The 13573-nt window shown below is 44.5% G+C and carries 14 protein-coding genes; 10 read left to right on the forward strand and 4 right to left on the reverse strand.

Annotated features, from left to right (window positions below; all coding sequences use genetic code 11):
* Positions 1-223: 223 nt before the first annotated feature.
* From araD to BUA59_RS05960, 5 genes are read left to right on the forward strand one after another with little or no spacing between them, the layout of a single operon-like run.
* Positions 224-1945, forward strand: a complete 1722-nt coding sequence (gene araD / locus BUA59_RS05940) for an L-arabinonate dehydratase (protein ID WP_072838813.1) — start codon at positions 224-226, stop codon at positions 1943-1945.
* Positions 1946-2713, forward strand: a complete 768-nt coding sequence (locus BUA59_RS05945; RefSeq protein WP_084122219.1) for an HpcH/HpaI aldolase family protein — start codon at positions 1946-1948, stop codon at positions 2711-2713. It abuts the gene before it with no gap.
* A gap of 10 nt (positions 2714-2723) precedes the next feature.
* Complete coding sequence (locus BUA59_RS05950; protein ID WP_072838814.1) at positions 2724-3272, forward strand: TRAP transporter small permease; 549 nt, start codon at positions 2724-2726, stop codon at positions 3270-3272.
* Between the two features lie 3 nt (positions 3273-3275).
* Positions 3276-4562: a TRAP transporter large permease gene (locus tag BUA59_RS05955; RefSeq protein ID WP_072838815.1), complete on the forward strand. Its 1287-nt coding sequence runs from the start codon at positions 3276-3278 to the stop codon at positions 4560-4562.
* Positions 4563-4622: 60 nt separating this feature from the next.
* The gene (locus BUA59_RS05960; RefSeq protein WP_072838816.1) at positions 4623-5375 is read left to right on the forward strand and encodes a TSUP family transporter; all 753 of its coding nucleotides are present in this window, start codon (positions 4623-4625) and stop codon (positions 5373-5375) included.
* Between the two features lie 114 nt (positions 5376-5489).
* Here BUA59_RS05960 and BUA59_RS05965 read toward each other — a convergent pair whose 3' ends face one another.
* Positions 5490-6227 (reverse strand): GntR family transcriptional regulator, encoded by a 738-nt coding sequence (locus tag BUA59_RS05965; protein WP_072838817.1) that lies wholly within the window; start codon positions 6225-6227, stop codon positions 5490-5492.
* A 240-nt stretch (positions 6228-6467) separates the two neighbouring features.
* Here BUA59_RS05965 and BUA59_RS05970 point away from each other — a divergent pair, with 240 nt between their 5' ends.
* The gene (locus BUA59_RS05970) at positions 6468-7538 is read left to right on the forward strand and encodes a TRAP transporter substrate-binding protein (protein ID WP_084122223.1); all 1071 of its coding nucleotides are present in this window, start codon (positions 6468-6470) and stop codon (positions 7536-7538) included.
* A gap of 123 nt (positions 7539-7661) precedes the next feature.
* On the opposite strand, the gene BUA59_RS05975 is transcribed toward BUA59_RS05970, so the two are convergent.
* Positions 7662-8552, reverse strand: coding sequence for a LysR substrate-binding domain-containing protein (locus BUA59_RS05975; RefSeq protein WP_072838818.1), 891 nt, complete (start codon positions 8550-8552; stop codon positions 7662-7664).
* A gap of 103 nt (positions 8553-8655) precedes the next feature.
* Here BUA59_RS05975 and BUA59_RS05980 point away from each other — a divergent pair, with 103 nt between their 5' ends.
* Both BUA59_RS05980 and BUA59_RS05985 read left to right on the forward strand, forming a co-directional pair.
* Positions 8656-9867: a Gfo/Idh/MocA family protein gene (locus tag BUA59_RS05980; RefSeq protein ID WP_072838819.1), complete on the forward strand. Its 1212-nt coding sequence runs from the start codon at positions 8656-8658 to the stop codon at positions 9865-9867.
* Between the two features lie 234 nt (positions 9868-10101).
* Positions 10102-11043 (forward strand): AEC family transporter, encoded by a 942-nt coding sequence (locus tag BUA59_RS05985; protein ID WP_072838820.1) that lies wholly within the window; start codon positions 10102-10104, stop codon positions 11041-11043.
* Between the two features lie 82 nt (positions 11044-11125).
* Here the strand turns inward: BUA59_RS05985 and BUA59_RS05990 are convergent, their stop codons facing one another.
* Positions 11126-11965, reverse strand: a complete 840-nt coding sequence (locus BUA59_RS05990) for a 2OG-Fe(II) oxygenase family protein (protein WP_072838821.1) — start codon at positions 11963-11965, stop codon at positions 11126-11128.
* 89 nt (positions 11966-12054) lie between these two features.
* A complete protein-coding gene (locus BUA59_RS23810) occupies positions 12055-12210 on the reverse strand; it encodes a hypothetical protein (RefSeq protein WP_157789875.1) in 156 nt (51 codons plus the stop codon).
* Positions 12211-12508: 298 nt separating this feature from the next.
* Here BUA59_RS23810 and BUA59_RS05995 point away from each other — a divergent pair, with 298 nt between their 5' ends.
* Positions 12509-13081, forward strand: coding sequence for a YqgE/AlgH family protein (locus BUA59_RS05995; protein ID WP_072838822.1), 573 nt, complete (start codon positions 12509-12511; stop codon positions 13079-13081).
* Positions 13081-13551 (forward strand): Holliday junction resolvase RuvX, encoded by a 471-nt coding sequence (gene ruvX, locus BUA59_RS06000; RefSeq protein ID WP_011978371.1) that lies wholly within the window; start codon positions 13081-13083, stop codon positions 13549-13551. Before BUA59_RS05995 ends, ruvX begins: the two co-directional genes overlap by 1 nt.
* Positions 13552-13573 lie beyond the last annotated feature (22 nt).

A 13573-nucleotide genomic window follows, 5' to 3' on the forward strand; every position in this document is an offset into this window, starting at 1 on the left:
TTTTTAGGTTGTTACGATTTAAGTCTTTTTCAAGTCGTGATTTTTTCGCCACTATTCTTTCGCCATTTTTTGTTCACTATTTTTAGTGGCTGATGGGATAGTTCTTGACTTCTCTTATGTCTTATATAAGAGTTATATCACAAGTTTGAAGAAGCCGTAAACAAGCATCGTTGGTTAAGCGGTTAAACGATAAAAATAAACACTGTAAGAACAGGACAGCATCATGGCAAAACGTATCGAAGACCTTCGCAGTCAGCGTTGGTTTGCTCCTGACAATATGCGAGCTTTTGCGCATCGACAACGCATGCAACAGACTGGATACAAGCGCAGCGATTTCATGAATCGCCCCGTTATTGGCATCATTAATACGTGGAGCGACATCAGTACTTGTCATACTCATCTTAGAGAACGTGCTCAGTTTGTCAAAGAAGGCATCATTCGTGCTGGTGGCTATCCTTTAGAAATGCCGGCTATGTCACTCGGTGAAGTGATGGTGAAGCCAACCACCATGATGTACCGAAATTTCCTTGCGATGGAAACCGAAGAGCTACTGCGCAGTCATCCAATTGATGGCGCGATTTTAATGGGCGGTTGTGACAAAACCACACCGGGCCTATTAATGGGCGCTATCAGTATGAACATCCCCGCTATTTATATTCCTGCTGGTGCGAGCCTAAACGGCAACTTCAAAGGTCAAAAAATTGGTACGGGAACCCATACTCGAAAATTTTGGGATGAAAAACGTGCCGGTAATTTGAGCGATGAAGACTGGCTTGAATTGGAAGCAAAAATGACTCGTTCTGTGGGAACGTGTAACACCATGGGAACGGCGTCTTCGTTAACCTCTATGGCCGAAGTGTTGGGTTTTTGCTTACCCGGTTCTGCGACCATTCCTGCGGCCGATTCTGCTCATCAACGTCTATGTTCAATTGCGGGTGAACGCATCACGAAAATGGTGTTTGAAGATCTGACACCTAAATCCCTAGCCACCAAAGAAGCCTTTGAAAACGCTATTGTCACCTATGTCGCGCTGGGCGGTTCCACAAATGGCATTATACATTTGATCGCCATGGCGGGGCGTGCTGGTATCGACTTACCTATGTCTTTGTTTGATGAATGGGCGCGTAAAGTGCCTGTTATTGCCAATCTCATGCCAGCTGGCGAATACCTAATGGAAGACCTGTTTTACGCGGGTGGATTGCCGGCTTTATTAACGCGTCTAAAAGATTTTTTGCATCTTGATCAAGGCAATGTGAATGGTCGTACCTTGGGTGAGAACTTGGAAGGCGTCGAGATTTACAACGAGGATGTAATTCGTTCCTTAGACAATCCGGTAAATGATCGCGGCACGATTGGCGTGATCACTGGAAACCTCTGTCCAGATGGCGCGGTGTGCAAACCCTCTGCGGCGTCCCCGCACTTATTGAATCATCGCGGTAAAGCGTTGGTGTTTGAAAACCATGCGCAAATGAACGCACAGATCGACGATCCGGATCTGGATGTCGATGAAAACACCGTTTTAGTGCTGAAAAACGCGGGTCCAATTGGTGGCCCGGGTATGCCTGAGTGGGGCGGGTTACCGATTCCGAAAAAGCTTTTGCAAAAAGGTGTACGTGACATGGTGCGTATTTCGGATGCACGCATGAGCGGCACGCATTATGGCACCTGTATTTTACACGTCGCGCCTGAATCTTATGTAGGTGGGCCATTGGCCTTTGTTCAAACCGGCGACTGGATCGCGTTGGACGTAGAAAAGCGCACGCTGAATTTAGAGATTAGCGAGGAAGAAATGGCCGCACGAAAAGCGGCTTGGGCACCACCACCACCAAAGTTTGCTCGTGGTTATGGCGCTATGTTTTCAACCCATGTCACCCAAGCAAACGAAGGGTGCGACTTTGACTTTTTACAAGGTGACGCTGTCATCGATGAACCGGAGATATTCTAAATGAGCAAGACGATTAACCCATTTAAACAGCGTTTACTGGATGGTCAGAAGTTAATTGGTGGCTGGACTTTGTCTGGTAGCCCGACTGTTGCAGAAGCCATGGCGTTTTTGAACTATGACTATTTGGTGGTGGATTTAGAGCATAGTCCAGCCAGTATTCATGACACGACTCCAATTTTACGTGCAGTTGAGCAAACAGCGACAGCAGCGGTGGTTCGTATGCCAAGCCATGATCCGATTGCCATTAAACAAGTATTGGACCAAGGCGGTATGACCTTGTATTTCCCATTTGTTGAATCGGTTGAAGAAGCGAAAGCCATTGTTCAGGCCAGTATGTATCCGCCATTGGGCAAACGAGGCTTTGCCAAAATGCATCGTGCTGCGCGTTATACCACACGTGAAGATTATCCTGCAGCGGCCAATGAACAAGTGTGTTTGATTCCTCAGCTTGAAACCGTCGAAGCGTTAGAGCTTGCGGTTGAAATCGGCAAGGTGGAAGGCGTTAGTGCAGTATTTATCGGCCCTGGAGATTTGTCGATGACAATGGGCTTGCCAGGTCAGGTGAACCATCCTGATGTGCGCGCAAAAATCGTTGCCTGTGTGACAGCTTGTAACCAAGCGGGGATTCCTGTGGGAACCGTTATGCCAACACCTGATGATGCAAAATGGGCATTAGAAGTCGGTTTTAGTTTTGTGTCGATTGCCAATGATCTAGCCAATATGTTGGGACAGTGTAAGGCGCATTTGGCGCAAATGAAGAATTCATAAAGGTGTCTCTATGCTTTTATTAACAAGAATAATAACGTTTCTGGGGCAGATAAACTCTGCCTTTGTGTTCGTTTTCAAATATCTGGCAATCACCGCGGTTGCTGTGATGACGGCCTCGATTCTCGTTCAGGTGTTTTGTCGTTATGTACTTAACGATTCGTTACCTTGGTCTGAAGAGTTGGCGCGCTATCTGATGGTTTGGATGACGTTTCTGACGCTGCCAGTGGTGTCTCGTACTAAGCAACATGCTGCGCTCGATATTATTTTGGGGTCTTTGCCAAGACGCTTGAGCTTGCTGCTGGAGCTGGTGCTGTATGTGTTGATCGGGATTGTCCTGTATTACGCGTTTAATAAAAGCTTAGATTTCGCTCTAAAAGGGACGCGCATGTTAGCAACGGCGCTGCCGATTACCAAAGCTTGGTCTTATATGGCGATGCCGGTTGGTTTTGGCGTCATGATGCTGGTGTATATCGAGCTTTTCTTGATTTGTACTGCGCGTCTTTTTAATGAATCTAATGACGACAAGTTTGTGTTGTCTGATAGCGAAAGCGAGGCATAACCCATGGGCATTTCATTTTTCTGGATTTTGCTTTCTGTCATGTTTTTGGGGATGCCTGTTGCGTTTGCCTTGTTGTTTGCGCCGGGCTTGAGTCTGTTTTTAGAAGGCAAAGAGATGTTCTATCTCTTGCTGACGCAACGTTTGTACAACGGCATTGATAGTTTTCCATTGATGGCGATTCCGTTTTTCATGTTGGCGGGTGAGGTGATGAACCGCAGTGGCATTACCTTGTCGCTTGTACAAGTAAGCCAAGCCTTCATTGGTCATTTGCGTGGTGGTCTGGCGCAAATCAATATTTTGTCTTCCATGTTGTTTGCAGGGCTTAGTGGCTCTGCGGTAGCGGATTGTTCTGCGTTAGGGAAAATGTTGATCCCAGCGATGGAAAAGAACGGCTACTCGCGTCGTTTTGCGGCGGCTGTGACGGCAGCGTCTTCGGTGATCGGTCCGATTATTCCACCAAGCGGCATCATGATTTTGTACGCGTTTGTGATGAACGTGTCGGTGGGTGGTTTGTTTGCCGCAGGTATTGTGCCGGGCGTTTTGGTCGGTGTTAGCTTGATGGCGATGACTTGGTTTTTAGCACGTCGTCGTGGTTACAAAGTTGCGTCTGAAAAAGCGACATGGAAAGAGCGTGGCACGGCAGTCAAACAAGCTTTTTGGCCTTTATTAACGCCGGTGATTTTGCTTGGCGGTATTTTGTCTGGTGTGTTTACGCCAACAGAAGCCGCAGCAGTTGCGGCAGCGTACGCCTTGATTGTTAGCTTGATGTCGAAAACCATGACAGTGAGTAGTTTACCTAGCTTGTTTTACGCGACGGCGAAATCGTCTGCGGTAATTTTGTTCCTTGTGGGCAGCGCGGTCGCTTTTTCTTCGGTGATTAGTTTGTCTGGCGCGCCACAAAAAGTCGCTGCGATCATGGTTTCTCTGACTGAAAACCCATTGTTGTTATTGCTGATCATTAACTTGCTACTTTTGTTTGTTGGCATGTTCTTAGACGCAGGCCCAGCGATTCTTATATTGGGGCCGATTCTTGGTCCTATCGTGACGCAATTTGGTATTGATCCATTGCACTTTGCCATCGTGATGTGTGTGAACTTAACCATAGGTTTGACGACGCCTCCAATGGGCTTGGTGCTATTTGTCGCCTCCAGTGTGAGTGGTGAGCGAGTTGAGACGATTAGCCGTGAAATGCTGCCTTATCTAGCGGTTCATATTCTGGTTATTCTGCTGATTACGTATATCCCAGCATTGACGATGACCTTGCCTCGTTTACTTGGCTTTGCCTCCTGATGGGATGTAAGCAACTAGTTCTCGGAATATTTAAGAAGGTAACAAACGAGGGAGGCTTTTATGCTTATGGATAGTTCGAGCCTGCTTTTATTATTGTTTTTTGCTCTCGGCAGTTACATTCAAGCGACGACAGGTTTTGCCTTTGGGTTGATTGTCGTGAGCAGCGTGTCTGCCTTAGGTTTAGCGCCCATTGAAGTCACGGCGTTTGCAGTGAGTGTGCTAAGTCTTATTAATGCTGGCATTGGGCTTTATGGTGGGGGTTGGAAAAAGATAAATCGCCGCGCTTTTTGGGGTTTTATTTTGCCTTGTCTACCAGCCATTTTTCTTGGCGTATGGCTGCTTGGCTACCTTGGTGAAAATGCACTGGGCTGGCTGAAATTCAGTTTAGGTTTGTGCATTGTCGTCAGCAGCTTGGTGATGATGCTTCAAGCTCATAAAGTCAGGTGTGAGTCTTCTTCTGGGGCTTTTGCTGTCAGTGGTGTGATAGGTGGTGTGATGGGCGGCATGTTTGCGACTTTTGGCCCGCCAATTACCTTCATGATGTATCGTCAGCCAGATGATCAGGCCAGAATACGCGCGACGTTGTTAGGAATATTTTGTTGCACAGCGGCATTACGCGTGGGATCGGTCAGCATGACACAAGGCGTCGATACCGAGACTTGGTTGTTATGTGCTCTGGGCCTTCCTGTGGTTGTGATAGCGACCTTAGTAGCGAGAAAGTTTCCGGTGCCAATTTCTGGTCGAGCGATGCGTTTTGTGGCGTTTAGCTTGTTGTTACTGTCTGGTGTCAGCTTGATGTGGCAGGGCTTTTAATAGGGATGAAAAGCTCTCACTAAATAGAAAGGCCATAAAAAAAGAGCGCATTGACCTTGTTGTCGGGCGCTCTTTTTTAGTTGGTTAATTTTGCTTGTTAATGTAGAGAGTCAGTTAATTGAGTTCGACAAGATAATGTAGGTCTTGGCTATTGGCTCGACTGATTCGGTACTCGACAGTACGTCCGTCTAACGCACGAGCGGTTCGTGTCACTTCTAACAAAGGCTGTCCTGCGGCGATGTTTAAAACACTTTGGTCTTGTTCATCGGCTAACACGGCTTTTAGTTTGTCTGTGGCTTTGTGAACGGTAATATTAAAATGCTGTTGGTAGTAGTGATACAACGAATGCGGAAGTTTTTCCTCTTTATCTAAATCTATAAAGAAACGATGAGGAAGGTAAATAAGCTCGCGAATAGAAGCCGTATTTTTTATTGAGCGTACACGATGGATTTCAATGACTTTTTCATCTGAAGCGATATCAAAAAGAGTGCGCAGGCTGTCGTCTGGTGTGATCAAGCGTGTTTCGAGTAACTGCGCATAAGGCAGCTCGGGAACATCACCGTTATCACTTTTAAAATGAAAAAAATGGAACATCATTTTTTGCAAGGTGTGCTCTGACACAAAGGTGCCGACGCCTTGACGGCGAAATAATACGTTATCTTCGGTAAGCGCGTTGAGTGCTTTGCGAACGGTTCCTTGACTGACACCCAGTAGATCCGCCAGTTGGAACTCACTCGGTAATATTTCACCGGGCTTCCAAATGCCTTCAATAATTCTCTCTGTAATCAACTCTTGAACCTGTTTGTACAGAGGTTTGAAGATAGGTGATGGCTTCGGTGTAGTGTCTGTCATGGCTTAACCTGTTGTGAATTTATTGTTCTTAGAATACGTAAATGGAAGAAAAAAAACTGTTATTTTCTTGTAATTCATGTCTTATATAAGATATAAAACAAGTTATAACAAGATATGCGTTCATTTACTATCAATAATCGTATGACGATTTGTTAATAAATGTTCTGTTGGCTTGTTTACCACTTACGTGACTCAAGAATAAAAATACGTGATCCAAGAATAAAAAACGGAGCCTTCGAAATGAAAAAAACCGATTTACTAAAAAAGACCACAGCTGCTTTTGTTCCAACACTAATGGCAGCGAGCTTATCTCTTGCCGCTATGCCAGCACTTGCGGCGGATTATGACTTCAATATTGTCCACCTTTCTAACACTAGCGATGAAGATTATGACGGCGCGGTGGTATTGAAAGATTATGTTGAAGCACAATCTAACGGTCGTATTCACGTTAATATTTATTCTGGTGGTCAACTATGCGGTAACCCAACAGAATGTATTGAAGCGTTACAAGCCAACTTAATCCAAGTATTTAATACCACGACTGGCGGCCTGTCTAACGTCTTTCCAGAGATTCAAGCGCTGGATATTCCGTATATATTCCCAACCGATCGTGTTGCTGAATGTGCCTTGAACAATGAAATGCTGGTTGGGCCAATTCGTAAAGAACTATTAGATCGTACTGGCACCATGCGTTTAATGACCATTGGTAATACCGGTGGCTGGCGTAACTTTGCGACAACCAATAAATTGATTAAAACACCGGCTGACGTGAAAGGTTTGAAGATTCGTACGATCAACTCACCAATCCAAATGCAGCTTGTGAAAGCAATGGGTGGTAGCCCAACAGCTGTGCCTTGGCCAGAAGTGTATACCTCATTGGCAACTGGCTTGGTGGAAGGTACGAAAAACGGCATTACCGACATCATGGGCATGAAATTTAACGAACATATTAAATACATGACGCTAGATGGCCATGGTTATATGGCGTCTATGTGGTGGATGAATAACGACTCTCTGAAAGATATGCCTGAAGATCTTCAGCACATCATGATGGACGGTTTTGATGCTTTGCGTGAAGTGACGACCGTAATGCCAAAACGTCGTCAGATAGAAGCGTATAACGAGTTTAAGGCGTCTGGCGGTACCGTTTATGCGCCAACGGCTGAAGAAAAAGCTCAGTTCCAAGAAGCAGCGAAACCAGTTCGTGCTTGGTTCGTGAACGAATATGGCGCTAAGTGGGTAGAAACCACAGAGAATGCGGTTAAATCATGTGAAGCATCTATTGATGAAGCTTACATGGCGCAGAACTAATCTTAATAAATCCTTCTGAACGGTGATTTTCCGTTAGGCCAGTGCTTGCACTGGCTTTTTTTTGTCTTTTTTTTGCGTGGATTTGGGTCTGAGTATTTTTTTTCAGAAATGTGTTGGGCTAGATTAGCTTGGTACTTGTGCTTGAAGATGAGTGATTAATCTTTCCATCAAGGGCGTTAGGCTGTTTTTACGCCATGCAAAGTGGATATCGAGTTCTGGTAAAACGCCATCAATCGGGCGGTAGGTCAAGCCTTCTCGTTGATCGAATTGCGTGGATTCCGGTACAAGCGCAATGCCCACACCCGCAGCAACTAAGGTTCGAGTGGTCTGAGTCAACCGAGCGATTTGTACAATATTAGGCTCGACGCCTGCTGCATGAAGATGATGCATGATTTGGTCGTATAAAGACGGATGCGCTTGTCTAACAAACGAGATAAACGGCAGCTGGTGCAAGTCACTTAAAGGCACACTTTCTTTTTGCGCGAGTGGATGATTCTCTGGCAAGGCGAGAAGGTGTTTTTGTGTTTCATAGTCTTGGTTTTCTAGGTCGGTGATGTCCATCAAGGGATTGAGGAAGATCATCGCCAAGTCGATTTTTTCTGTTCTTAGCGCATCCAAGGCATGGGTCGTGGTCATTTCTTCTAGATTCAAAGTGACGCCATGATTGTCTTGTTTGAACTGAGCAATGCCTTTGGAAAAATGCGGTGTGCCAGCCGCCCAAACAAACCCAAGCGATAGGTTACCAGCTGTCCCGTTGGCAACACTGCGAACTTGTTCTTGTATCTTTTCCCAGTTCTGCAACAGTGCTCTTGCTTGAGGTAGCAAAGCTTCTCCTGCTGGTGTCAGAGAGACTTTTTGGCTGCTGCGCTCAAACAGTACGGCGCCAAGTTCATCTTCAATGGCTTTAATTTGTTGTGACAGTGGTGGCTGGGCAATATGTAATCGAGCCGCAGCGCGTCCAAAATGCAGCTCTTCCGCCACGGTAATAAAATAATTCAGTTTTCTAAAACGCATGATATCTTTTTCATATTAAGCATGTGATTAACATATATTAGACATAATGATGCGCTTTTCCTATCTTAGCCTTACAAAATAATTCTAAGTTAGGTGAGATACCATGAGCAGAGAAAAAATCGACGGACAGTTATTCAGTTACACAGGCCCAGCTTTTCATTACATCAACGAAGAAGAACGTCACTTCTTCGCCAAAGAGCCAGCGCAGTTTCGTGTGAACCTGATTGGTTGCGGCATGATTGGTATGGAACACATGCGTGTGGCGACTCGTGTTGGTCGTTCTGCTATTCATGGTGTGTTCGACCTAAACGAGCGCAGCGTTAAAGTAGCCAAAGAAGAATTCGCTAAAATCACCGATGAAGATTTCAAAGTCTACGACAGCCTAGAAGCAGCCTGTAATGACCCAGAAGTTGACGGTATTTTAATTTGTACGCCTAATTTTACTCACCTTGATGTTCTAAAAGTAGCGATCAAATCGGGCAAACACATCTTCATGGAAAAGCCGATGGCGACCAAGTTAGAAGATGCCTACGAAATCACCAAAATGGCGAAAGAATACGGCGCTGTTTTGCAGATCGGTTTGCAGTACCGTTATAAATCTATCTATTCCGAAGCCATTCACGAAGTACTAGAGCGCAAAGCTGTGGGTGAAGTGAAGATGATCAACATCATGGAACACCGTATTCCGTTCCTTGATAAAGTAAACCAGTGGAACAAGTTCTCTAAATTCTCTGGTGGTACGCTGGTGGAAAAATGCTGCCACTACTTTGATTTAATGAATTTGTTCGCACAGTCTCGTCCTGTTCGTGTTTATGCCAATGGTTCCCAGTCTACCAACTTCCGTGACTTTGAATTCAAAGGCGAAAAATCCGATATTCTTGATAGCGCTTTTGTGACTGTAGAATATGAAAATGGCGTTCGCGCAGGTTTCAACCTTTGCATGTTTGCCCCTATGTTCCATGAAGAGCTATTGGTGTGCGGTGATGAAGGTCGTGTGAAAGCGGCTGAGATCGAAGACTTCAGTGAAAACGCACGTTTGCGTACCGAAATGGAAGTTTTCTGTGGTCAGAATCGTCCGTCTAAAACATCACAGCCAAGCTACCCTAAATTGATCGAAGCCTCCGGCCACAATGGTGCAACTTGGTTCGAGCACATTGCTTTTGCCGATCAAATGGCAGGCAAAAAAACCAACAGCGCAACAGTTGAAGAAGGTTTCTGGTCTGTTGTGGTGGGTTGTGCAGCAGAAGAATCGGTAAAAACCGGCAAGATTATCGAAGTGGCTGAATTGCTTAAATCCAAAGGGATTGACCTTTAATAGCTAAATAATTGTTGTTAAAGCGGATATTAAGTCAAAAGGGAGTTGTTGGAACTCCCTTTTTTAATGCCATAAAGTATTGAATGCACATCAAAAAATGAGCCAGCAAGATTCAAAATCCCTTAAAAATTCCTCAATTAGAGAATGGAAAGTTGGTATAAAATAGAATTTTAAATTTATAGATGGAGTACTCTATTAACCAAGGCGGTTTAAGAGTGTTTTTTGAGGGAGTCTATGTTGTTAGAAACGCAAAGCGTGATTTTGGATGTGGCCGCGCCAGTGCTGTTGATGATTGCGATGGGGGCATTTTTGCGCCGTATCCAGCTAATAAATGATGGTTTTATTCTTATTAGTTCGCGATTTGTTTTTCAGGTTTCTATGCCTGCCATGTTCTTCTTCGGCATGCTGGGAAATAATCTAAATGGGCTTATTAGTGTTGATTTAGCTGCCTATTTTATTGTTTCCATTGTTCTAACCTTTCTACTGTCGTGGTTATTAGCGGTGAAGCTTGATGTTCCTGAGCGGCAGCGAGGCGTCTTTGTTCAAATTGCTTTTCGCGGTAATTGTGGGATTTTTAGTGTCGCGTTAGTGGTTAATATGTTCGGGCAAGATGGGGTTGCGCTTGGTGGTGTAATGTCGGGCTTGAGCGTTTTATTATTTAATATTCTCGCTGAAGTCATTTTAACCCGTTACAGCCACGGTAAATTACAGCTGGTTCCCGTCTTAAAAAGTTTGCTGAAGAACCCGCTAATACTGGGTATTGTACTAGGTGTGGTCGCGAATTTAATTGGTTTGAAGCTCCCTGCTTTTGTTGTGAAAACCGGTTCTTTAATTGGTGGATTGTCTTTGCCGTTGGCATTGGTTTGTATTGGTGGCTCGCTAGTGACCAGCGGGTTCACCTTGCCTAAACACTTTCCTATGGCGATTTTAAGTAAAGTCGCATTAAGCCCTATTTTGTTTACATCGTTGGGTTATGCGCTTGGTTTTAACCAAAAAGAATTGTTGTTTTTGTTTATTTTTCTTGCTGCGCCAACGGCTGCATCGGCTTATGTTACTGCGGTGGCAAAAGGTGATGATGGGAAATCAACGGCAAATGCCATTGCCACAACGACGTTGGTTTCTTCTATCGTGATTGTGGTGTGTATTCCAGTGATTATTCGGGTAACAGGCGGTTAAACGTTACATGCAAGTAAAAAGCCGCTGTCCATATCGATATGAGTAGCGGCTTTTTTGTTTGTTAAAATGGAAAGATTGAAGGTTAAATAACGCCCAACTCAACTAATCGTTCGTGTAAATAGGTTTTGGCCGTGTGGCGTTCTGATAAGACCACTTCAGGTTTTGGATGAAGGAACAAAGGCAAAGAAATACGTGATTTGGTTTTGTCAGCGCCTTCTGGATTAATTACGCGATGAGAAGTCGACGGGAAATAGCCGCCAGATGCTTCCTGTAGCATGTCGCCAATGTTTACTATCAAAGTACCGAAATCACAAGGTACGTCCATCCAAGAGCCATCTTTGGCTTTCACCTGTAAGCCAGGTTCGTTGGCCGAAGGTAGTATCGTCAATAGATTAATGTCTTCGTGTGCGCCAGCACGAATCGCCCCCAGCTCTTCGTCACCTTTAAGTGGCGGGTAGTGTAATACACGCAGCAATGTCTGATCGCTGCCTTCCACCATGCTGGAAAGGGATTGTGAGTAATGCTGTGCTACTTCAGCTGGCGAGTGTTTTTCGACCCATGCCAGTAGTTCTGATGCAAGCGTGTTTGCTTCTTTATAGTATTGTTCTAAAAGCGCTTTTTTATCTTCTGGGCATTGCCCCCATGGATAATAGTGAAAGTACTCTTTAATGTCTTTTTTAGTGTGCCCTTTGGCGGTTTCTGAAACATCAGGTGGGAAAAAACCGTCTTGTGTGCCGACATTGTAGCGATAGTCGTATTTAGATTTGCTATCAAAAAAGGTTTGCCATTCTTTATAAATAGCAGACACTAAATCTTTTTTAATAGGGTGGTTTTTAAGAACGCCAAATCCTGTTTCGCGAAGAGATTTTACAAAGTCTTCTGCGGCGGTTGGGCTGGTGTAATCGATCGCTTGTAGTTGCATGATAGTTTCCTGTATTGCCAATTATTTTATTGAAACGCTGCTTTCGTTGAATCGAAAAGCAGTTGGTTGGTTTGGGCAATATGGAAAGTCTAAGAAGACCAGCCGCTATGGAAAAAGTAGCGTAAATCGACGGTTTCTGCTTGGTAGTGCTGAATCCATGCTGCCAAACTCATCGCATGTAGACGATCAAACATCTCAGCATAAGCTGATTGTATTTGGACGTTTTGTGATGATAGTAAGGACATAACATGCCTCCAAAGCTCGAAAAGGTGTTCTTAATCCTATATTAAGGATTAAGAGTGCTAGTTTACTGCTTGAAATGTGAGTTTTGAAGGGATTCGGTAATAATTTGTAGTTTGGGGGTAGGCAAACGCTCTGTTTGTCCTATACTGCAGGAGTCGGCTATTTTTATTTGCCGTCTTCTTTTGCTCTTCTCTATGTATATATCACGTCTTAATTGGCGAGTTTTGTCTTAAGTTCAGGTACTTCTTAGGTTTTAGTAAATAGCGCTATCCTTGCGCTGTCATCAATTAAAGAGGGCTCATGACTATGAATGCATTTTTCGATTCGTTTAAAAATCACTTTTTAATTTCTATGCCACACCTAGACGACCCACATTTTGAACATACAGTTATTTATCTTTGTGAACACACCAAAGCGGGCGCCATGGGGATTATTATCAATCGTCCCTCAAATGTTGATTTTACAGAATTGGCGGATCACCTTGGAATTCAAATTCACAACCCACGTTTAAGCTCTGAACCAATTTACACAGGTGGCCCAGTGGAAGCTGAGCGCGGATTTATTTTGCACACAACGGATAAAGTCTGGAGTAATACCTTGCGAGTGACTGATGAGGTCTCTCTGTCGGCTTCTTTGGAAGCATTGGAAGATATTGCACAAGGCAATGGACCTGATGCCTTTCGTATAACATTAGGTTGTGCTGGCTGGGATGCAGGACAGCTTGAAGCTGAAATCGCAAATAATGATTGGCTGGTATGTGAGGCGGATTTAGACGTATTATTCCACACACCAAGTGATATGCAATTTACCGCCGCAACGCGCGTATTGGGAATTGATATGACAAGACTTTCACCGGATATAGGACATGGTTAATGACAGGGTCAATCTCTACAGGAACATCGTTAGACGATAACCAGAAGCCCAATACTGTTCGCTCAGTATTGGGCTTTGACTTTGGTACCACGCGTATTGGCGTTGCTATTGGTCAGAGCATTACTGGCACCGCTCAGCCGCTTGACCCACTAAAAGCCAAAGAAGGTATTCCTAATTGGGATGAAATCACGCGTATCGTTGAAGAATGGAAGCCAGACGCCTTTGTGGTTGGCTTGCCACTTGATATGGACGGTTCAGAAAATGAGATGTGTCAACGTGCACGTAAATTTGCCAAACGATTGCATGGACGTTTTAACCTTCCTTACCATATGATGGACGAACGGTTATCTTCTTATGAAGCCAAGGGTCAAGTTATTGCTCGCGGAGGCAATCGTAATTTTAAAGAGAATTCGGTAGATGGTTTGGCCGCTCAAATGATTTTAGAGACTTGGTTTGCAGAGTCTTACTAAGGAACTGCTTGTTGAACGGTGT

The organism is Marinomonas polaris DSM 16579, from assembly GCF_900129155.1.
GTDB classification, from domain to species: Bacteria; Pseudomonadota; Gammaproteobacteria; order Pseudomonadales; family Marinomonadaceae; genus Marinomonas; species Marinomonas polaris.